18 protein-coding genes and 3 tRNA genes are annotated in these 19,125 nt (G+C 61.7%); 3 read left to right on the top strand and 18 right to left on the bottom strand.

The genetic code is table 11. The annotated features are described in order from the left end of the window. Positions 1-44: 44 nt before the first annotated feature. The 16 genes from PG899_RS06725 to PG899_RS06650 all read right to left on the bottom strand — a co-directional run bounded on the left by PG899_RS06725 (position 45) and on the right by PG899_RS06650 (position 13,898). A complete protein-coding gene (locus PG899_RS06725) occupies positions 45-395 on the bottom strand; it encodes a DUF2787 family protein (protein ID WP_182859834.1) in 351 nt (116 codons plus the stop codon). A 62-nt stretch (positions 396-457) separates the two neighbouring features. After that, the gene (locus PG899_RS06720) at positions 458-1,063 is read right to left on the bottom strand and encodes a hypothetical protein (protein ID WP_182859833.1); all 606 of its coding nucleotides are present in this window, start codon (positions 1,061-1,063) and stop codon (positions 458-460) included. Positions 1,064-1,185: 122 nt separating this feature from the next. Further along, positions 1,186-1,488: a YkvA family protein gene (locus PG899_RS06715; RefSeq protein ID WP_025201450.1), complete on the bottom strand. Its 303-nt coding sequence runs from the start codon at positions 1,486-1,488 to the stop codon at positions 1,186-1,188. Continuing rightward, entirely contained in the window at positions 1,481-1,837 is a 357-nt protein-coding gene (locus tag PG899_RS06710; protein WP_182859832.1) for a hypothetical protein, read from the bottom strand. Before PG899_RS06710 ends, PG899_RS06715 begins: the two co-directional genes overlap by 8 nt. Positions 1,838-1,984: 147 nt before the next feature. Next, positions 1,985-3,190, bottom strand: coding sequence for a tyrosine-type recombinase/integrase (locus PG899_RS06705; protein WP_182859831.1), 1,206 nt, complete (start codon positions 3,188-3,190; stop codon positions 1,985-1,987). A 350-nt stretch (positions 3,191-3,540) separates the two neighbouring features. Next, positions 3,541-3,627, bottom strand: a tRNA-Leu gene (locus PG899_RS06700). A 41-nt stretch (positions 3,628-3,668) separates the two neighbouring features. Next, positions 3,669-3,742: transfer RNA gene (locus PG899_RS06695), tRNA-Cys, on the bottom strand. A gap of 34 nt (positions 3,743-3,776) precedes the next feature. Next, positions 3,777-3,852 (bottom strand) — tRNA-Gly (locus PG899_RS06690). A gap of 181 nt (positions 3,853-4,033) precedes the next feature. Beyond that, positions 4,034-4,588 carry a CDP-diacylglycerol--glycerol-3-phosphate 3-phosphatidyltransferase gene (pgsA, locus tag PG899_RS06685; protein ID WP_011706577.1) on the bottom strand — a complete coding sequence of 185 codons (555 nt, stop codon included), beginning with the start codon at positions 4,586-4,588 and terminating at the stop codon, positions 4,034-4,036. A 304-nt stretch (positions 4,589-4,892) separates the two neighbouring features. After that, entirely contained in the window at positions 4,893-6,743 is a 1,851-nt protein-coding gene (gene uvrC / locus PG899_RS06680) for an excinuclease ABC subunit UvrC (RefSeq protein ID WP_182859830.1), read from the bottom strand. A 188-nt stretch (positions 6,744-6,931) separates the two neighbouring features. Beyond that, on the bottom strand, positions 6,932-7,576 hold the full coding sequence (uvrY, locus tag PG899_RS06675) for a UvrY/SirA/GacA family response regulator transcription factor (protein WP_011706579.1): 645 nt from the start codon (positions 7,574-7,576) through the stop codon (positions 6,932-6,934). Positions 7,577-7,788: 212 nt separating this feature from the next. Then, a complete protein-coding gene (gene kdsB / locus PG899_RS06670; protein ID WP_041218503.1) occupies positions 7,789-8,550 on the bottom strand; it encodes a 3-deoxy-manno-octulosonate cytidylyltransferase in 762 nt (253 codons plus the stop codon). Next, a complete protein-coding gene (locus PG899_RS06665; RefSeq protein ID WP_011706581.1) occupies positions 8,547-8,735 on the bottom strand; it encodes a Trm112 family protein in 189 nt (62 codons plus the stop codon). Before PG899_RS06665 ends, kdsB begins: the two co-directional genes overlap by 4 nt. A 121-nt stretch (positions 8,736-8,856) precedes the next feature. Continuing rightward, positions 8,857-9,858, bottom strand: a complete 1,002-nt coding sequence (gene lpxK, locus PG899_RS06660; protein ID WP_182859829.1) for a tetraacyldisaccharide 4'-kinase — start codon at positions 9,856-9,858, stop codon at positions 8,857-8,859. Continuing rightward, on the bottom strand, positions 9,858-11,627 hold the full coding sequence (gene msbA, locus PG899_RS06655) for a lipid A ABC transporter ATP-binding protein/permease MsbA (protein WP_011706583.1): 1,770 nt from the start codon (positions 11,625-11,627) through the stop codon (positions 9,858-9,860). The genes lpxK and msbA overlap by 1 nt, the downstream gene beginning before the upstream one ends. 156 nt (positions 11,628-11,783) lie before the next feature. Continuing rightward, positions 11,784-13,898: a DNA internalization-related competence protein ComEC/Rec2 gene (locus PG899_RS06650; RefSeq protein WP_232090991.1), complete on the bottom strand. Its 2,115-nt coding sequence runs from the start codon at positions 13,896-13,898 to the stop codon at positions 11,784-11,786. 114 nt (positions 13,899-14,012) lie between these two features. Here PG899_RS06650 and PG899_RS06645 point away from each other — a divergent pair, with 114 nt between their 5' ends. The 3 genes from PG899_RS06645 (at position 14,013) to PG899_RS06635 (ending at position 16,651) form a co-directional block, all read left to right on the top strand. After that, entirely contained in the window at positions 14,013-14,531 is a 519-nt protein-coding gene (locus PG899_RS06645) for a DUF2062 domain-containing protein (RefSeq protein ID WP_190284049.1), read from the top strand. Next, positions 14,525-15,019, top strand: a complete 495-nt coding sequence (locus PG899_RS06640; RefSeq protein ID WP_190284048.1) for a DUF2062 domain-containing protein — start codon at positions 14,525-14,527, stop codon at positions 15,017-15,019. The genes PG899_RS06645 and PG899_RS06640 overlap by 7 nt, the downstream gene beginning before the upstream one ends. Positions 15,020-15,142: 123 nt before the next feature. Further along, positions 15,143-16,651, top strand: a complete 1,509-nt coding sequence (locus PG899_RS06635; RefSeq protein WP_190284047.1) for a helicase HerA-like domain-containing protein — start codon at positions 15,143-15,145, stop codon at positions 16,649-16,651. 77 nt (positions 16,652-16,728) lie between these two features. On the opposite strand, the gene PG899_RS06630 is transcribed toward PG899_RS06635, so the two are convergent. Both PG899_RS06630 and PG899_RS06625 read right to left on the bottom strand, forming a co-directional pair. Next, positions 16,729-17,919 (bottom strand): amino acid aminotransferase, encoded by a 1,191-nt coding sequence (locus PG899_RS06630; RefSeq protein WP_190284046.1) that lies wholly within the window; start codon positions 17,917-17,919, stop codon positions 16,729-16,731. Between the two features lie 175 nt (positions 17,920-18,094). Further along, positions 18,095-19,036: a hypothetical protein gene (locus tag PG899_RS06625; protein ID WP_182859826.1), complete on the bottom strand. Its 942-nt coding sequence runs from the start codon at positions 19,034-19,036 to the stop codon at positions 18,095-18,097. Between the last annotated feature and the right edge of the window lie 89 nt (positions 19,037-19,125).

Here is a 19,125-nt window from a genome sequence, read left to right as displayed (position 1 = left end):
TTTCATGTAGAACCTCCTGCGTTCAAGGTACGGGAAAATTCTACTTATGAGCACCCTGGTTTTTCGGGGGGATTACCGCCGTAACGGAGCAGGTAGTATTCTTCGCTCAAAACGTTGAAGTCGATCTCTTTGACCAACTCCGCCATATCCTCCGGCCCCTGATAGCTAAAGTCCGTCACGTAATCGAACAGCCACTGGTCTTTACGCTTGAGCAGCCGGATCTCTACTGGATGAAACCCGCCACGAACCGGGCCGTAATCCGGGTCTCGGAAGTTGAAGACCAGACTAGATTTTCCCTTCAGCACCATTCCAGATCTAACCAGTTCCTGACTCAGGATACTCATCAATGCCTGACTAACGGGCAGGGCGAATTCTCCCGCAAATGGGATCGTCATAATCACCTCAGATTGATTGTTTAGGGGGGCTCACCTTTGGACAGGTGAGTGCTATGCAGGGGTTATTCGATGGTAGAAGTTACGGTACAGAGCTCATTGGTTAGCAAACCCCAGCGCTCAAGGTAATCAGGCACCAGTTCGTGCAGCATCGGATTGCCGTCTGCCTTCTGGATCAACTTCAGCCCGTCCGAGCGCAGAATGGCTGATAAGAATCCGGCGTTATTGGCGCTGCCACCTTTAAACAGTCGCTTCATAACGCTGGATTTAAACGGCTTGTCTGCGGGCAAGGAGCACAACACATCGTCAATCGCCGACAGCGCAATCCACTCCTTGCTATGCAAACCCCCACCCTGATTGCCGGTGATTTTCAGGAACAGCTCGCCACTCTCTTCATGACGACCGATGGCATAGAAAATCAGCCCTTCTGATCGGGCACTGAGTTTCTCGGCGGTATGGTTGAGCAAGGTGTGTATGGGTGCAGGGCCGCCGGGCACGGAGTCTGCGGTGTCGCCGGGTCCAGGCCTGGCCTTGTCGGCGTCAGCCGCAAGGGCTGGCGAGAGGGGGTCGGCGCAGCCGCTTGCTCCGGATGTGAGAGGGCTCTCGTCGGCTGGCGTGGTGCTGGCAGGTTTAGGGGTCTCTTCAACGCGGTGTTTACGGGGTCTTGCCATGATAGTTTCCTTACAACGTCGTTAGATAACCGGAGATTGCGATCTCCAGTTCATCGGTCGATGGGTCATAGATAAAGGGTCATAGAAAACGCGATAGCGTGACAGGCCCTACTCCATCACTGTCACAGTGATCTCATTCGGTCTTTCGCGGATTGGCGGTGGTGCGACTTAACCGGCAATGCGGCTAATGCCGAGGTGATGACCGATAAGTCATCCAGATAACCGGCAAATGGAATGGGATCTGGTACCACGTCGAACGGGTTTACCAGATAAGCCAGCGCACCGATGATGAGCGCATAGCACCAGACCGGCAGATCGCCATCCGTGAGCAGGACATACAACAGCACGGCCTTCTCCAGCAGCTCCTTAATCCCCTTGATCTCTTTTAACTTGCGCATGATGTCGCTATGGCTGGGATTACTCATGGTTCATCGCCTCCAGGGTGGTGTTCAGCGGTGCATCTGAGTGGATCAGCAGGTAAATCCCCGCCCCCTCATCGTTGAGGATGGCCAGCAGCAGACGCCAATCTTCGGATATGGCGAACTCTTGCTCCGGGTAACGCAAACCGAATATCACCTGATTCTGGGTATGCTGTGGCATGGCCTGGAACTCACTCACCGAGTCCGCCATCTCGATAATGATCAGGCAGCAGCCGGTAGCATCCCAGAATGCCTGAGCCTCTTCCTGTGATGAAAAGGGCTCGATAATCCGTTCCATGACCGAGACGTGGAGTGCCGGGTAGGCCGCGAGCAATGTCTCCTCCGGCCATTCCATACAAGTTTTCATCGTGTTTCTCTCCAACAAAAAGGCCCTTAAGCTCAGATGAACTTAAGGGCCTGGGAACTGTGAAATGTGGACCAACAGCCGATGTGACAGCGCTGTCTGGTTATTAATATCTGTTTATAAACAATACCTTTTCGGTCACTCCGCCTGGATCATCGACGAGAGACCTTCGCTGATATTGCGACTGCGCTCAGAAGTCAGCTTTGCATACCGCTGGGAGGATTGAATACTGGCGTGGGCCAGTTGCGCCTTGACGTCATACAGGCTGTATTGACCGGAAGAGACCAAGGCACTGGCGACAGAATGGCGAGCCGTATGGAAGCAAACCTCATCAAGGTTTTCGATACCGGCTTTCTGCAACACCCTCTCATAGGCGCACCTTGGTTCACCGATGGGCTTGCCCTGACAGCGAATATGCTGGCTCGCGAACACATAGGGATTACCGGCTATTCTGGGGAGCTTCTCCAAAATATCGATAGCCAATGTGCTCAGGTAAATGATCCGGCTCTTGCCATTCTTGGTCAGGGGTACGAACAGCGTCTTATCCTCCCAGTTCACATGCTCCCATTTAGCGAGTAACACCTCTGATTTTCTTGCCCCCGTCAGGTAGAGCATCGCGATGAAACTGCCTGCGGCTTGATTGCGATCCTGCAATGCCACCTCAATGACCCGCTTCATCTCTTCAATTGATAGGAAACGCGTCCTGGCATTGTCCTCCTTCAACAACTTGATCTTGGCTGCCTCATTGGTGTCCAGAATGCCCCAGCGCACCGCATAGCTGCCCATGGTCTTTAGCTGGGCCAGCACCCTGTTGGCGGTACTCGGTGCGTAGGCCGTCTGCTGAGGGTTGTTAGGGTGAACCATCTCCGATTGCAACTGCAGGACATCCATCGCCTTGAGCTGCCGATAACGCATGGCCCCAAAGCGTGGTTCTATGTTGTGTTTGAACCGCTGAATGTCACTGTTGATCGATCGTTTGCCGATGGTCTTGAGGTGCGGCAAAAAGGTCTGCCAGAAGAACTCCGAAAGGGTGGGCTCAGTTTTGTAGCTATCCCGCCCTGCTACCGGGTCGATGCCTTCTGCCAGCATCGCCTTGTACTTGCGGGCAATGGTCCTGGCTTGGCTCACATCGATATCGCCGAATCGTCCCAAAGCGATGCTGCGCTTCTTGCCCTGGAGGGTATAGCGCAGTAGGAAACGCTTACTGCCTTGGCTTTTTCCTGACAAGAGTTTTAAGCCGATGACCTCTGTATCGGAGAACTCCAGTTCAGTAGCGCCAGCCTCTCGTTGTTGTGCAGGCAAAGCCTTGATGGCTGCATTGGTAAAGCGAAATTTGGTCTGCATAGATACCTCCGATGATGGGTTAGATCATGGGATTAATATCTGTTTCAAAGAGGCTTCAATGCGGGTTTGGGGTGGGTGAAGAGGAAGGGGTAACGGTGAGCGGCACTTGTCTCAGCACCAGAGACAGACCCCGGAAAGGTCCGGAGCAGTGTCCTACCAAACATCCTTGGCTATGTTGGAAGACTGAGCAGGTTGTTCGCAACGAGTAGCAGGAAGTAGTAAGTCGCTTAGACAAGAAATGGACAAGAAAGGAAAAGTGAGAGAGGGGAAACGCTGGGGAGCAGAAACAAAAACGACGCAATGAAGCGTCGTATCTGTTTAATCTGTAAGGCTTTTTTCTTCAATTTTAATGGTGCCCGAGGCCGGAATCGAACCGGCACGACGCGAACGTCGAGGGATTTTAAATCCCTTGTGTCTACCGATTTCACCACTCGGGCACCGTAATCGGTATCAAGCTCGCGCCGCGGGCTTGTCAATATGGAGGCACGTTCCGGAGTCGAACCGGACTAAACGGATTTGCAATCCGCTGCATAACCGCTTTGCTAACGCGCCATGCAAAAGAGAGAAACTCTCTATTGTCTGAATTTGGAGCGGGAAACGAGACTCGAACTCGCGACCCCGACCTTGGCAAGGTCGTGCTCTACCAACTGAGCTATTCCCGCAATGGCCTGGCTGACTGCCTGACTACGAGGACGCATTCTAGCGATGTTCCTCGCCCAGTCAACCAAAAATGTTTAATACCCTGATCGTTCGGGTGTTTTTTGCCCTTTTCCTGCATTTTCAACGTTCACGACCGTTTCCCTGCCCCAAGTGCGGGGAAACGGTGCTTAGTACAAACGCAGACTAGAAGCGGGAGTGGTAGGTCAGATCGCCCCAGGCGGCCTTCATGTACTGGAACATGGACCAGAAGGTGAGCACGGTGGCCACATAGAGCAGCACATAGGCCAGCCACACCATCCAGATGTCGTACTGCCAAATGAGGCCGGTGAGCGACACCATCTGGATCATGGTCTTCCATTTGCCAATCCAGCTGACCGCCACCGAGGAGCGCTTGCCCAGCTCGGCCATCCACTCGCGCAGGGCGGAGATGATGATCTCGCGGCCAATCATGGTCATGGCAGGAATGGTCACCCAGATGGTGTTGTAGTGCTCGACGATCACTACCAGCGCCGCCGCCACCATGATCTTGTCGGCCACCGGATCGAGGAAGGCGCCGAAGGCAGTGGACTGGTTCAGCTTGCGGGCAAGGTAGCCGTCAAACCAGTCGGTCGCCGCCGCCAGGATGAAGACGATGGCCGCCGCCAGATAGGACCACTGATAGGGAAGGTAGAACAGGATGACGAAGACGGGGATGAGCAAGATCCGAAAAAACGTCAGCAGATTAGGAATATTTGTCATTATTTTCAGCCACTTCTTGTATGCCGCTACATGGTAGCCCCAAGCCGATCACGGATGCAACCGGACAGGCGCCCGCCTTGGTCTATGAATCCATCAACAACCTCAGGATGCGGGCCATTATGGCATTTACGGGCCCCCTGCGTCACGGCTCTTGTGTGCCGGGATCCCCGAAGTGAATGAACCTAGAGTGAATGATGTGACTCAACTCGCCCCTTGCCGATTCCTTGGGCGACAGCCCCTGTTCGCCGTCAGGGCAAACAGAGGCAACATGGAGGCGCATTCACCCCTTCTCGGCTACCAATGGCTAGAGCGAGTGCAGGGCGTCGTGGATGGACTGGGCCAGCTCCTGGCTGATGCCGGGCACCTTGGCGAGCTCCTCCACCCCGGCTTTTTTCACCTCCTGCAGCCCGCCCAGGTACTTGAGCAGCGCCTGCCGCCGTTTCGGCCCCACCCCCGGAATGTCCTCCAGGGTACTGGTGGTGCGGGCTTTCGCCCGTCTGGCGCGGTGGCCGGTGATGGCAAAACGGTGGGATTCATCGCGAATGTGCTGAATCAGGTGCAAGGCGGGCATATCCGCCGGCAAATGCAGCTCTTCGTGACTCTCCCCCAGGATCAGGGTCTCCAGCCCCGCCTTGCGGGTCACCCCCTTGGCGATACCCACCAGCAGCGGATACTTGCCCCCCAGAAACTCCAGCTGACGCGCCAGGATCTCCTCGGCGCGGCGTAGCTGGCCGAGACCGCCGTCAATAAACAGCACATCAGGCACCTTGTCCGGCTCCTGCTGCTTGCCAAAACGCCGCTCCAGCGCCTGCTCCATGGCGGCGTAGTCATCGCCGCCGGTGATGCCGTCGATGTTGAAGCGCCGATATTCCGATGAGAGCGGCCCCTCCCGGTTGAACACCACGCAGGAGGCCACGGTGCGCTCCCCCATGGTGTGGGAGATATCGAAGCACTCCATGCGGGCAATGGGGCGCTCCAGCTCCAGCAACTCCTCCAGCTGGTCGTAGCGGGCGGTGGTGGTGCTCTTGTGGGCGAGGCGCGAGCGCAGCGCGGTCTGGGCGTTGATGGAGGCAAGCTTGATGAAGCGAGCCCGCTCGGCACGGGTACGGCTCACCACCCGCACCTTGTAGCCGGCGGTCTGGCTCAGGGTCTCGGCGATGACGTTCTCATCTTCGAGCGCCACGTCGAGCAGCACCTCGCTCGGGATATGCCGCCCCCCCTGCCCCGACAGATAGAACTGCAGCAGGAAGGATTGCACCACCTCGTCGAGCTGGGTATCGGCCGGCACTTTCGGGAAGTAGCTGCGCGAGCCCAGCACCTTGCCCTGGCGGATGAAGAGCACGTGGATACAGGCGGTCCCCTGCTCGAAGGCCACCCCCACCACGTCGAGCTCGTCCAGCACGTTGCCGCTCACCGACTGCTGCTCGGTCACCCGGCGCAGCGCCTGGATCTGATCCCGGTAGCGGGCCGCCTCCTCGAAGCGCAGATCGCCGCTGGCGGACTCCATCTTGCCCACCAGCTCGCCTATCACCTGCTGGTTCTTGCCCGCCAGAAACAGCTTGGCCAGCTCCACCTGCTGGGCATATTCGGCCTCGCTCACCAGCCCGGCCACGCAGGGGCCGGCGCAGCGCTTGAGCTGGTAGAGCAGGCAGGGGCGGCTGCGGTTGGCATAGACCGCATCCTCGCATTGGCGCACCGGGAAGATCTTCTGCATCAGGTGCAGGCTCTCGCGCACCGCACCGCCGGAGGGGTACGGGCCGAAGTACTCCCCCTTCACCTTGCGGGCCCCACGATGGACGCCGATGCGCGGGTGCTGGTGGGCGGTGATGATGATCCAGGGGTAGGACTTGTCGTCGCGCAGCAGCACGTTGTAGCGAGGCTGGTACTGCTTGATGAGGTTGTGCTCGAGGATCAGCGCCTCGGTCTCGGTGTGGGTGACTGTCACCTGCACGTCGGCGATCTGGCGCACCAAGGTGCGGGTCTTGATGCTGTCGACGTTGGCCCGAAAGTAGGAGGCGAGCCGTTTTTTCAGATCCTTGGCCTTGCCCACGTAGATGACGGTGCCGCCGCTGTCATACATGCGGTAGACGCCGCTCTGGTGGGTGACGGCACTGAGAAACGCCTTGCTGTCGAAGAGAGGTTCAGACGAGGTCATGCTGGCTCCGGCAACGGGGATCGAGGTGCTGGATCTGGGGGATCACGGCAAACGGAAGATCGAAAGAGAGGCTCATCGGCAACTCGGCTCAACGGATGAAAGCAGAAGACGGCACAGAGCATACTGCGCCAGGCCGGCAAAAAGCAAAAAGGCGGCACAGGCCGCCTTTGATGGCTACACGCCGCCCGTTACAGGGTATCGGCATCCAGCATGCCATAGCGAATGGCCAGATGGGTCAGCTCCACATCGCCATTGATGTTGAGCTTGCTGAACAACCGGTAGCGGTAGCTGTTGACCGTCTTCGGGCTCAGGTTGAGCTGCTCGGAAATATCGGTCACCTTCTGCCCCTTGGTGATCATCATCATGATCTGCAGCTCGCGCTCGGAGAGGGACTTGAAGGGGTTCTCGTCGGCCGAGGCAAACTGGCTCAGGGCCATCTGCTGGGCAATCTCCGGGGAGATGTAACGCTGACCGGAGTGGACCAAGCGAATGGCGTGGATCATCTCGTCCGGTGCGGCCCCCTTGGTGAGATAACCGGCGGCACCCGCCTGCATCACCTTGGTCGGGAAAGGATTTTCTGAATGAATGGTCAGCACTATGATGCGCACATCGGGCCGGATCCGCAGGATCTTGCGGGTCGCCTCCAGGCCGCCGATGCCCGGCATGTTCATGTCCATCAGGATCACGTCGGGATGGTGCTGACGACAGAAAGTGACTGCGGTTTCCCCGCTCTGCGCCTCGCCCACCACCTTGATCCCGCGGACATCTTCCAGAATGCGTCTTATCCCTGTACGCACCAACTCATGATCATCGACCAGGAATACATTAATCACCCAAACACCCCGTTTTTTATCTCGTTATATGCCAGTTAGGGTTAACACGGCGTCTTGCATCATAACCAAACTCGCTGATTTGGCAAACCATGGCCGGGAAAAGTTTGAAAGTGCTCATAAATGGTGTTTTGAATCAAATAATTATATAAAGATTAAACACAAAAAACGGCGCCCGCAGGCACCGTTCAGAGTCATTTTTGCTGTTGTCGGCATCAGTTCGCCAGCAGCGCGCGCACCTTGTCCAGATCGGCCTGGGTATCCACCCCGACCGGCGGCGCCTCGAGCGCCTGGGCCACGTGGATCTTCTCCCCGTACCAGAGCACCCGCAGCTGCTCCAGCGCTTCGATCTGCTCGAGCAGGCTCGGCGCCCAGTCCACATAACGCTGAATGAAGCCGGCGCGATAGGCGTAGATGCCGATGTGGCGCTGGTAGTGATCGCCAATCTGCTCGCGATTCGCGGCAAAGCGATCCCGATCCCAGGGAATGGAGGCGCGACTGAAGTAGAGCGCGTAGCCCTCCTGGTCGGTCACCACCTTGACGGCGTTCGGGTTGAACACCTCTTCGGCGTCCTGGATCGGCACCGACAGGGTGGCCATGGGCGCCGTGGCGGCGGCCAGGTTGTCCGCCACCTGACGGATGATGGCCGGCGGAATGAGCGGCTCGTCCCCCTGCACGTTGACCACTATGGTGTCGGCGGCAAAGCCGTAGTGACGGCACACCTCGGCCAGGCGCTCGGTGCCGGACTGATGATCCTTCGAGGTCATGCACACCTCGAAACCCGCCTGCCCGGCGCAGGCGGCCAGCGCCTGCTGCACCCGCTCGTCATCGGTGGCGACGATCACCCGATCGGCGCCTGACTGCAGGGCCTTTTCCACCACGTGCTGCACCATGGGCTTGCCGTGGATGTCGGCCAGCGGCTTGCCCGGCAGCCGGGTGGAGGCGTAGCGGGCAGGAATGACGACGACGAAGCTCATGACGACAGCTCGTCGCTGCTGAGCGGACGGGCGCGGTTCTCCAGCAGCACCGGGATCCCCTCCTCCAGCGGATAGGCCAGCTTGTCGAAGCGGCAGACCAGCTCATGCACGGCCTTGTTGTAGTGCAGCTTGCCCTTGCAGACCGGGCAGGCAATGATGTCGAGCAACTTGATGTCCAAAGCCAAAACGATACTCCTTCAACTATGTCGCGCCGGCGGATTCATCACGCCGGCGATGGATGTCGAACAACCAGATATTGCATGTGGGGCATGATAAGCCCCTGCTCCCCCACGTTGGTGAGAGAGATTAACCTTGTGCCTTGGTTGCGCCTTGCCCCTTCCCGCTTGCCCCCAGCTTGTGCAGCAGGGTATCGAGCAGGGAGGAGGGCAACTCGGCGCTGACCGGCAGGTACCACCAGTTGTCGAGGGCAAAAGAGCGGCACTTGACCGCATCCTTCTCGGTCATCAGCAGCGGCTTGCCGGCAAAGCGGCCCACCAGCTCGTCCCGATCGAAGGGGTGGTGATCGCCGTAGGCCACCCGCTGATCCAGCTGATAACCAAGCCCTTCGAGGGTGGCAAAGAAACGGGGCGGATGACCAATCCCCGCCAGCGCGTCGACTGGGCCCGACAAGGGGGCAGCCAGCGGGGCATCGTCGCGTACCCGACGGGGGGAGTCAGCCACCAGCCTCATAGGATACTCTCCCCTCCCTGGCTCGCCGCCGTTGCAGATGATGGCGTCCACCCGCTTGAGCCGGGTGACCGGCTCGCGCAGCGGCCCCATGGGCAGCAGGCAGGCGTTGCCGAAACGGCGCGCCCCGTCCACCACCACCAGCTCGATGTCACGGGCCAGTGCATAGTGCTGCAGGCCATCGTCGGTGATGATGATGTCCACCTCGCCGCTCTGCTCCAGCAGGCGCACCGCATCGGCCCGTTTCGGGGCAACCACCACCGGGCAGCCACAGCGCCGGGCAATCAGTACCGGTTCATCCCCCGCCTGCGCCGTGGTGCTGGCGGCATCGAGCCGGTACGGGTAATGGGGCGCCTTGCCGCCATAGCCGCGGCTCACCACCCCGGGGCGATAGCCGCGGGCCTGCAACTGCTCCACCAGCCAGACCACTACCGGGGTCTTGCCATTGCCGCCCACCGAGATATTGCCCACGACGATGACCGGCAAAGAGGCACGATAGCCCTTGCGCCAGCCATGACGATACGCGTAACGGCGGGTACCGCTGATGACGGCAAACAGCAGGGCAAAGGGGGCCAGCAACCAGCGCCAGCCACTCTTTGCATACCAGAGCCGCTCCAGCATCAGGCGTTGCCACCTGCGGTGGCATGGCCGAACTGGATGGCGCGCAGCTGGGCATAGGTGCCCTGCTGGGCCATCAGCGCCGCGTGGTTGCCACGCTCGACGATATGGCCTTCATCGATCACCAGTATCTCGTCCGCCTTCTCGATGGTGGAGAGGCGGTGAGCGATCACCAGCGAGGTGCGCGCCTTGCACAGCTCGTCGATGGCCGCCTGGATGTGGCGCTCGGACTCGGTATCCAGCGCCGAGGTAGCTTCATCCAGCAGCAGCACGGGAGCATCGCGCAGCAGGGCGCGGGCGATGGCGATGCGCTGGCGCTGACCGCCGGAGAGCGACGCGCCGTTCTCGCCGACCACGGTGTCATAACCGTTGCTCATCTTGCTGACGAACTCGTCGGCGTGGGCGATGCGGGCCGCCTGCTTGATCTCGTCGAGGCTGTATTTCTCTTCCGCGGCGTAGGCGATGTTGCTCGCCACCGTGTCGTTGAACAGATGGACATGCTGGGAGACCAGGGCGTACTGCTTGCGCAGCTCGCTCAGGCGGTAATCGCGGATGTTGACGCCGTCCAGCAGGATCTCCCCCTGCTCGATGTCGTAGAAGCGGGTCAACAGGCTGGCGATGGTACTCTTGCCAGAGCCGGAACGGCCCACCAGCGCCACCGATTTGCCCGCCTCCACCTTGAAGCTGACGTTGTGCAGCGCCGGGGTGTCCTTGGTCGGGTAAGTGAAGGTGACGTTGCGAAACTCGATCTCGCCGCGGGCGCGCTCCAGGGTACGGGTGCCGGTATCCTGCTCCGGCTCGGTGTCGAGCAGGCCGAACAGGCTGTGGCAGGCGGTGATGGCGCGCTGGAACTGGTTGTTGACGTCGGTCAGGCTCTTCAGCGGCTTGAGCAGCATCATCATGGAGGTGATCATGACGGTGAAGGTACCGGCAGTCAGCTCGCTGCGCACGCTGTCGATGGTGGCTACATAGAGGAAGGCCGCCAGCGCGATGGAGGCAACCATCTGCACCACCGGGCTGCCGATGGCATCGGCGGCGACCATCTTCATGGTCTGCTGGCGCATGTTGTTGCTGACCTTGAAGAAGCGTTTCTCCTCCACCTTCTGGCCACCGAACATCAGCACCTCTTTGTGCCCCTTGAGCATCTGTTCGGTGGAGGTGGTGATGTCACCCACCGCCTGCTGGATGTGGCGGCTGATCTGACGGAAACGGCGGCTGATGAGGCCGATGATGATGCCCACCACGGGCCCCACCACCAGGAAGATCACCGACAGCTGCCAGGAGTGCCAGAACATCAGGCCGAGCAGGCCGATCACGGTCGCCCCTTCCCGCACCAGAGTGACCAATGTGGTACTGGCGGCCGAGGAGACCTGGCTGGCGTCATAGGTCACCTTGGAGAGCAGGTGACCGGTATTCTGGCGGTCGAAGAAGCTCATCGGCATCGCCACCATGTGATTGAACACCTGCTGCTGCAGGCGCATCACCACGTGGTTGCCGACCCAGGCCATGCAGTAGTTGGAGAGGAAGTTGGCGACGCCGCGCAGGGCCACGATGCCCAGTACGAAGAAAGGCATCCACTTGAGCACGGTCGGATCGTTGCCGTTGATCCCCTGGTCGATCAGCGGCTTGATGGAATAGACGAAGGTGGTATCCACGGCGGCGTAGCCCAGCATGCCGATGATGCCGCCGATCAGGCCAAGCTTGCGGTCACGGACATAGCCGAGCAGACGCTTGAAGACAGGCCAGCTGTCTTGTGAGGTTTCTTGTTGCATGAATAGCCGTTAATAAGGGAAATGACGGGCTATTCTAGCCAAAGCGCAGGATTACACCAAGCGGTGCCCATCACCAAGGCGGGAAATCACGGCCGTTATCCCAGCCAAAGCCGGGTTTTCACCCGACATCACCGACGCAATGCCCTGCGATCCGGTTCAGCGAACAGGCCAGAGCGCGGGGCGCCACCAGTCACCATGGCGGCGAAACCAGGGGCCCTGCTCCCGTTCGGCCCGGATCCGCAGCCCACCCGGCGCAGGCTCGACCAGGATCTCCCCATCCAGCCCGGTGACCCATTGCTGCGCCTCCTGGTAGCGGGCCACCACCTCGGGGCGGGGAAATCCCCACTGGTTCATGAAGCCGGCGCTGTGCACCACATAGCCGGGGGCCACCGCCGCCACGAAGGGCGCCGTGGAGGAGGTGCGGCTGCCGTGGTGAGGGCTCACCAGCAGGGTGCTGGCAAGCCCCTCCCCTTCCAGCGCCAGCAGCCGCTGCTCCGCCTGCCGCTCGATGTCAGCACTGAGCAGGATGCGGCGCTCCCCGTCGCGGATCTGCAGCACACAACCATCGTTGTTGTGGCCGCGCCCCGGTTGCTGCGGCCAGAGCACCGCCATCTCGAGCCCCTGCCAGCGCCACTGCTGGCCACGCCGGCACAGGGTCGTGAATCGGCCAAAATCGAATGACGAGAGCTCGTGGCGCACCGGCAGGGCCTGCAGGATGGCGCGCCGATTGCCGGCGTGATCCCGATCCTTGTGACTGATGACCAGATAATCCAGCACCCGCACATCGAGCCGGTTCAGCAAGGGCAGGATCACGGCATCCGCCATGTTGTAGCCGCCCGGGTAGCGATCGCCGGTATCGAAGAGGATGCCGCGCTCGCCCCGGGTGATCAGCACCGCCAACCCCTGCCCCACGTCCAGCACCCTCAGTTGCCAATGGGTCGGCGCCGGCCAGGCCGCCAGCAGCAGAGCCACGCCCCCCGGCAACAGCAGCGGACGACCGCCCGGCACATGCCAGGCGCACCAGAGCAGGGTCAGCAGCGCCGTGAACGGCAGTACCCAGCCCGGCACCGGCCACCAGAGCTGCCACTGGCTGGCCAGCCGGGCCAACGCCCACAACACCCACTGCAGACCGACATCGGCCAGCCAGAACAGCAGGTGGGCCAGCTCCGCCGAAAGCGGCGCCAGCAGCACCCCGATGAGCGCCAGCGGTATGATGCCGATGCAAAAGAGCGGCAATGCCAGCAGATTGAGCAGCAGCGACAGCGGGGCAATCCCCTCGAACAGCGCCAGTTGCAGCGGCAGCAGCCCCAGCAGCAACAAGCCCTGCAGACGAATGAGCCCGGGTTTGGCCTCCAGCAGGCTCGCCACCAGCAGCAGAGCCACCGCCAGGAAGGAGAGCCAGAATCCGGCCGAATAGAGGGCGAAGGGATCCCACAGCGTGAGCACCACGAAGGCCCACAACCAGATGCGATGGGCCGGCCACTCCCGCCGTCGCCAGCGCAGCAGACTCCACACCAGCACCATGATGAGGGCCCGCTCGGTGGCCACCGCAAAACCGGCCAGCCAGCTGTAGAGGGCGGCAAACAGCAGGGCAACCAGAATCGCCCCCCGCAGCCCGAACAGCCGCCCCAGCCACCAGCCGAGTACCGCCACCAGCGCGATGTGCTGCCCCGAGATGGCGATGATGTGGGTCAGCCCGCTGCCGCGAAACAGGCTCCACTGCTCATCCGTGATGCCGCCCTGCTCGCCGAAGGTGAGCGCCGCCAGCAGCGGGCCCTGGCTCAGATCCTGCCAGCTGGCGGCGGCCCGGGCCAGCCAGCGCTCGCGCAGCCCCGTCTGCGCCGGCTCAATCTGGATCACCCGGCGCAGGTTGCCGGTGGCGGTGATCCCCTTGCCGAGCAGCAGACGCCGCCCATCCATTCCCGCCTCGTTGGCCAGGCCGTGGGCCGGTTTGAGAGAGACCACCAGAGTGAGGTGGCTGCCTGCCGTCATGGCGGGCAACGCCTGGTAGGCATTGATGCGCACCAGCGGCGCCGGAGTGAGCGCCAGCTCGTCGAGCCTGTTCACCCGCAGCACCAGCCGGATAAATTTATCGCCCTCGGGTTCTGCACTTTGCAGCTGTGCGGTTATGATGTGGCTCGTTTTTTTGCCGAGCTGATCCAGCCAGGCAAGCCGGTAGTGCAAACTCCCCTGCATCCAGAGGATGCCGCACAGCAGAAACAGCAGCCGCCAGCAGCGGTAACCGGCCAGGGGGAACGCGAGCAGCAGCATCAGGCCACCCCATTCCCATGAAGGCAACCATGGCCAAAGCAGTGAGGAGCTTGCCCCGAGGGCAAACGACAACAGACGCAGATCCATGGTGCAAGTATTTAGCAAGGTTTCAATATGCCCAAACGACTCATACAACGCTGGCTGCCTGATCCGGCGACACTCAAGGAACACAAGCACTTGCGGCTGTTTGGCAAGCTGTTGCTGGATGCCAACCTGTGGCACCTCAATCGGCGCTCGGCGGCCGGAGCCTTCGCGGTGGGGCTGTTCATGGCCTGGGTGCCGCTCCCCTGCCAGATGTTGCTGGCGGCCGGCGGCGCCATCGCCTGCCGGGTCAACCTGCCGCTCTCGGTAGCCCTGGTCTGGCTCTCCAACCCCTTTACCATGCCGCCACTGTTCTACAGCGCCTATCTGACCGGCTGCCAGCTGCTGGGGCAATCCTCCCAGCACATCGAGATCGAGTTCACCTGGGCCTGGCTGGTGTCGGTGTTCGAGACCGTGGCCCCGCCGCTGTTGCTGGGTTCGCTGGTGCTGGCCCTGCTCAGCTCCCTCATCGGCTACGCCCTCATTCGTACCTGCTGGCGCATCAGCACCGTGCGCCAGTGGCAGAAACGCAAGGTGGCACGCGCATGCTGAATCGCTGGTTTGCCCGCTTCAAGATTGACCCCGATACCCTGCGCCAGCAGAAGTGGTTCTCCCTGTTTGGCGAGCGCCTGCTCGCCCCCGCCCTCTGGCAAGGGGGGCCGCGCGCCCTGAGCGGGGCGGTGGCGGCCGGCATCTTCGCCTGCTGGTTTCCCATCCCCATGCATTCACTCATCGCGGTCGGGCTGGCGCTGGCGTTCAGCCTCAACCTGCCGCTGGCACTGCTGGCGGTCTGGTTCAACAACCCGCTGACCCTGCCCTTCATGTACCTCTACGCCTATCGCACCGGTTGTCTGGTGCTGCACAAGACGCCGGAACCGTTTCACCTCAGCTGGACCCTGCACTGGCTGGAGCACGAGGCGGCCACCCTGGTGCCCCCCTTCCTGCTCGGCAGCCTGCTGCTGGCGGTGCTGACCGCCGCCATCGGCGGCCTCCTCACCCTGCTGCTGTTGCGCCTCGGCAAGCTGATCCGCAGTTGCTAGCCCCCCCCGCCTCGTCAGCCTCTGGCGCGCTGACGAGGCACTCCCTTGCCATCCCCTGACCCCGCTACCACACTCCTTGTAACCCGTTGTTTTTCGTCCCCCATTTGCCACAAGGAGCCCACCATGGCCGAACCGCTCACGCTGGCCCATGCCAATGGTCATCCCCTCTCCCTGCTGCCAGCCATGGCCAATCGCCACGGCCTCATCACCGGCGCCACCGGGACCGGCAAGACCGTCACCCTGCAGGTGCTGGCGGAGGGTTTCTCCCGCCTCGGCGTGCCGGTCTTTCTGGCCGACGTGAAGGGGGATCTGAGCGGACTGGGCGCCGCCGGGGCGGGCTCGGCCAAGCTGGACGCCAGGCTGGCCCAGCTCGGCATTGCGACCCCCGCCTTTGCCGCCAGCCCCACCCTGCTCTGGGATCTGTTTGCCGAACAGGGCCACCCGGTGCGGGCCACCGTCTCCGATATGGGACCCCTGCTGCTCGCCCGCCTGCTCGGCCTCAACGATACCCAGAGCGGGGTGCTGGAGCTGGTGTTCAAGGTGGCGGACGACGAGGGGCTGCTGCTGCTCGATCTCAAAGACCTGCGCGCCATGGTGCAGTTTGCCGGCGACAACGCCAAGTCGCTCACCACCCGTTACGGCAACGTCTCCACCGCCTCCATCGGCGCCATCCTGCGCAACCTGCTCACCCTGGAGAGTGCGGGCGGCGATCACTTCTTCGGCGAACCCATGCTGGACATTCAGGACCTGTTGCAGACCGATGAGGCTGGCCACGGTCATATCAATGTGCTGGCCGCCAGCAAGCTGACCCAATCCAGCCGGCTCTATGCCTGCTTCCTGCTCTGGCTGCTCTCCGAGCTGTTCGAGCAGTTGCCGGAAGTGGGGGATCCGGACAAGCCGGTGCTGGTGTTCTTCTTCGACGAGGCGCACCTGCTGTTCAACGACGCCCCCAAGGCGCTGCTGGAGAAGATCGAACTGGTGGTGCGGCTCATCCGCTCGAAAGGGGTCGGCGTCTACTTCGTGACCCAGAGCCCGGCCGATATCCCCGACAGCGTGCTGGGGCAGCTTGGCAACCGGGTGCAGCACGCCCTGCGCGCCTTTACCCCGAGTGACCAGAAGGCGGTACGGATCGCCGCCAACACCCTGCGGGCCAACCCCGCCTTCGATGCCGCCGGCGTCATCACCGAGCTTGGTGTAGGCGAGGCGCTGGTCTCTCTGCTCGACGAGAAGGGACGGCCCAGCATGGTGGAGCGCGCCTTCATCGCCCCGCCGGCCAGCCGCATCGGCCCCTTGAGCGACGCCGAGCGGCAGGCGCTCATTCAGGGCTCCCTGCTGCACGGCCGCTACGAGACGCCGGAGGATCGCGAGTCGGCCTTCGAGCGGCTCAACGGCGGCAAGGTGACAACCACTGGCGAGCAAGGCCGCGAGCAGCCATCCAACGGGGAAGGCGGCCTGCTCGATGCCCTCAATGGCATCCTGTTTGGCCGCACCGGCCCCCGTGGCGGCCAGCACGACGGCGTGGTGCAGACCGCCGCCAAGAGCGTGGCCCGCACCATCGGCAGCGAGGTGGGTCGCCAGTTGGTACGCGGCGTCCTCGGCTCCCTGCTGGGAGGCGGCAAGCGCCGTCGCTGAGACCAGCACCAGGAAATCAAAAAGCCCGCCGGGTCTCCCCGGCGGGCTTTTTACTGAACAGATGCCGATGGTGGTGCTTACAACACCTTGGCGATCGCATCGCACAGCGGATCTATGTTGGCGCGGGTGATACCTGCCACGCTGATCCGGCCCGAGCCGACGATGTAGATGGCAAACTCGCTCTTGAGGCGCTCCACCTGATCCTTGGAGAGACCGGAGAAGGAGAACATGCCGTTTTGCTCGCGGATAAAGCTGAAGTCCTGGTTCACGCCGCGCGCCGCCAGTTTCTCCACCAGCAGCTCACGCATCTCACGAATGCGCACCCGCATGGCCGCCACTTCTTCCACCCACTCGGCATAGAGGGCCGGATCGCTCACCACGGCGGTGACGACGGCGGCGCCGTGTGACGGCGGGTTGGAGTAGTTGGCACGAATGACGGTCTTGACCTGAGTAAAGGCCACATCGGCAATCTCCTTGGTCGCACTGACCAGGGTGAAGGCGCCGACCCGCTCGTTGTAGAGGCCGAAGTTCTTGGAGAAGGAGCTCGCCACCAGCAGTTCGTCGTGGCACTCGGCGAAGATGCGCAGACCTTCGGCATCCTCTTCGATACCGCGGGCAAAGCCCTGATAGGCAAAGTCAAAAAGCGGCAGCCAGCCGGCGGCAGCACTCTGCTTAGCCAGTGCGCGCCACTGCTCAGCGGTGGGGTCGATACCGGTCGGGTTGTGGCAGCAGCCGTGCAGCAGCACCAGATCGCCTGCCTGCACTTCAGCCAGCGAGGCCTGCATGGCGGCAAAGTCGAGGCCCTTGCTGGCCGCATCGTAGTACTTGTACCACTTGACGGAAAGGCCGGCGGCCTGGAACACGCTGACGTGGTTGGCCCAGGTGGGATCGGAGATCCAGATGGTCTTGGCCAGACCGTTGCGCACCACGAACTCGGCGGCGATGCGCAGGGCACCGGTACCGCCCGGTGCCTGAGCAGTCTTGGCCCGGCCGCTGGCGACCAGCACAGAATCTTGCCCAAACAGCAGTTGCTGCACGATGCGGCCATATTCGATATTGCCTTCGATACCGAGGTAATTCTTGGTCTTCTCGTCGGTCAAGAGCTTCTGCTCGGCTTTCTTGACGCAGTGGAGAATGGGGGTGGCACCGGTCTCATCCTTGTAGATCCCGACCCCCAGGTTGATCTTGTGGCTGCGAGAGTCAGCACGGAAGGCTTCGGTCAGGCCCAGGATCGGATCCGCTGGGGCGGCAACAACCTTTTCAAACATGGTATTCCCTGTATTCCGTTGAGTTCGTTGGCTGGCAAAGCGTGTTGGCACACCGTCCGTGACACGCAAAACACGTGGCAAACAAAAGCGCCCATCTGGCGAGCGCTTCGTCAACTCTTTATATCACCGTGCAGAGTGGGGGCAAACCGCTTTTTCGGCCGGATCTGCGGCAATCTCAACCGATGGCATGCCACTGCGGCGCCAACGCGCACACCTCGGCAGACAAGCCACCATTGGACTCAACCAAACCGCTACAAACTGCTAACAATGACTTGGGGATCCGGCTCGGCTCCCAGGGACGGGAATCGATCAGCGGCAGGGCATAGGCAGCCATGATGGGAGCAAGTGAGGTAGGCAGCCACCAGCTGGCCGGACGACCCAGCCGTTGGGCCAGGGTCAGCACCCGATCCACCCCGCTCGGGTCGAGGGAGGTAAGATGGCTCCACTGCACCTGAGGTGGCAGAGCGGCGATCACTTGCTGCAGCGCCTGCTGCGCCGGGGCGGGAGCCCAGACCAGCAGGGTCCCCGCTTGCAGCACCAGCTCGGCAAAGGCACCGACGCTGTCGGTGGTGATCACCCGCAGCAGCTCCCCCTCCCCCCACAGGATCTTGCCAAGGCCGGCCAGGGTACGCTCGGGCAGCGCCACCTCACCGAGCGCCTGCAACCAGGGGGCGGCATCAAGCAGGGTGCCGCCGCTGAAAAAGAGGCTGAACGGCTCAGAGGCGCGCAGACGCAGCAGCTGATCGGCACAGAGCCGGATCCCCTTGTCTTCAAAATCGATCTGCTCGTTGGGGGAAAAGCTCACCTCGCTCTTGCGATAGAGCGCGGCGAGCACCCGCTCGTTGACCTGTTCCGCCAGCTGCCACCCCTGCCCATGAAGCCACTCCTCCGGGGTCGGTGGTGCCGTGGCGATCTCGGCCAGCTTCAGTTCACGGGTCAGGTAGCGGCGGCCGGCGGGTGTCAGCTCATAGTGGTGATTACCCAGCGCCAGCAGCAGCTGGTTGTCCTTGAGCAGACCCAGCAGGGGTTGCCACTGACGGGCGCGGACCACCGAGGTGGGGTTGTCCAGCAGCTGGCGGGCCAGCTCCCGCCACTGCGGGTGACTAAAGTCAATCAAGTGTCATCCTTCCCTGTCTGCCGAACATACTGCAACGAGCTGAATAATCTAGCGATTCGCTGACTAGGAGCCAAGTACAGAAAAGAGAC

This window comes from Aeromonas sp. QDB39 (assembly GCF_027707585.1).
Lineage (GTDB): Bacteria > Pseudomonadota > Gammaproteobacteria > Enterobacterales > Aeromonadaceae > Aeromonas > Aeromonas hydrophila.
The sequence above is the reverse complement of the archived record's forward strand: the minus strand, read 5'-3'. Positions and strand labels throughout refer to the sequence as shown.

Bases quoted from the DNA above. Each gene is read 5' to 3' on its own strand.
- PG899_RS06725 (WP_182859834.1), bottom strand. From the start codon at position 395: ATGACGATCCCATTTGCGGGAGAATTCGCCCTGCCCGTTAGTCAGGCA.
- PG899_RS06720 (WP_182859833.1), bottom strand. From the start codon at position 1,063: ATGGCAAGACCCCGTAAACACCGCGTTGAAGAGACCCCTAAACCTGCC.
- PG899_RS06715 (WP_025201450.1), bottom strand. From the start codon at position 1,488: ATGAGTAATCCCAGCCATAGCGACATCATGCGCAAGTTAAAAGAGATC.
- PG899_RS06710 (WP_182859832.1), bottom strand. From the start codon at position 1,837: ATGGAATGGCCGGAGGAGACATTGCTCGCGGCCTACCCGGCACTCCAC.
- PG899_RS06705 (WP_182859831.1), bottom strand. From the start codon at position 3,190: ATGCAGACCAAATTTCGCTTTACCAATGCAGCCATCAAGGCTTTGCCT.
- pgsA (WP_011706577.1), bottom strand. From the start codon at position 4,588: ATGACAAATATTCCTAATCTGCTGACGTTTTTTCGGATCTTGCTCATC.
- uvrC (WP_182859830.1), bottom strand. From the start codon at position 6,743: ATGACCTCGTCTGAACCTCTCTTCGACAGCAAGGCGTTTCTCAGTGCC.
- kdsB (WP_041218503.1), bottom strand. From the start codon at position 8,550: ATGAGCTTCGTCGTCGTCATTCCTGCCCGCTACGCCTCCACCCGGCTG.
- lpxK (WP_182859829.1), bottom strand. From the start codon at position 9,858: ATGCTGGAGCGGCTCTGGTATGCAAAGAGTGGCTGGCGCTGGTTGCTG.
- msbA (WP_011706583.1), bottom strand. From the start codon at position 11,627: ATGCAACAAGAAACCTCACAAGACAGCTGGCCTGTCTTCAAGCGTCTG.
- PG899_RS06650 (WP_232090991.1), bottom strand. From the start codon at position 13,898: ATGCTGCTGCTCGCGTTCCCCCTGGCCGGTTACCGCTGCTGGCGGCTG.
- PG899_RS06645 (WP_190284049.1), top strand. From the start codon at position 14,013: ATGCCCAAACGACTCATACAACGCTGGCTGCCTGATCCGGCGACACTC.
- PG899_RS06640 (WP_190284048.1), top strand. From the start codon at position 14,525: ATGCTGAATCGCTGGTTTGCCCGCTTCAAGATTGACCCCGATACCCTG.
- PG899_RS06635 (WP_190284047.1), top strand. From the start codon at position 15,143: ATGGCCGAACCGCTCACGCTGGCCCATGCCAATGGTCATCCCCTCTCC.
- PG899_RS06630 (WP_190284046.1), bottom strand. From the start codon at position 17,919: ATGTTTGAAAAGGTTGTTGCCGCCCCAGCGGATCCGATCCTGGGCCTG.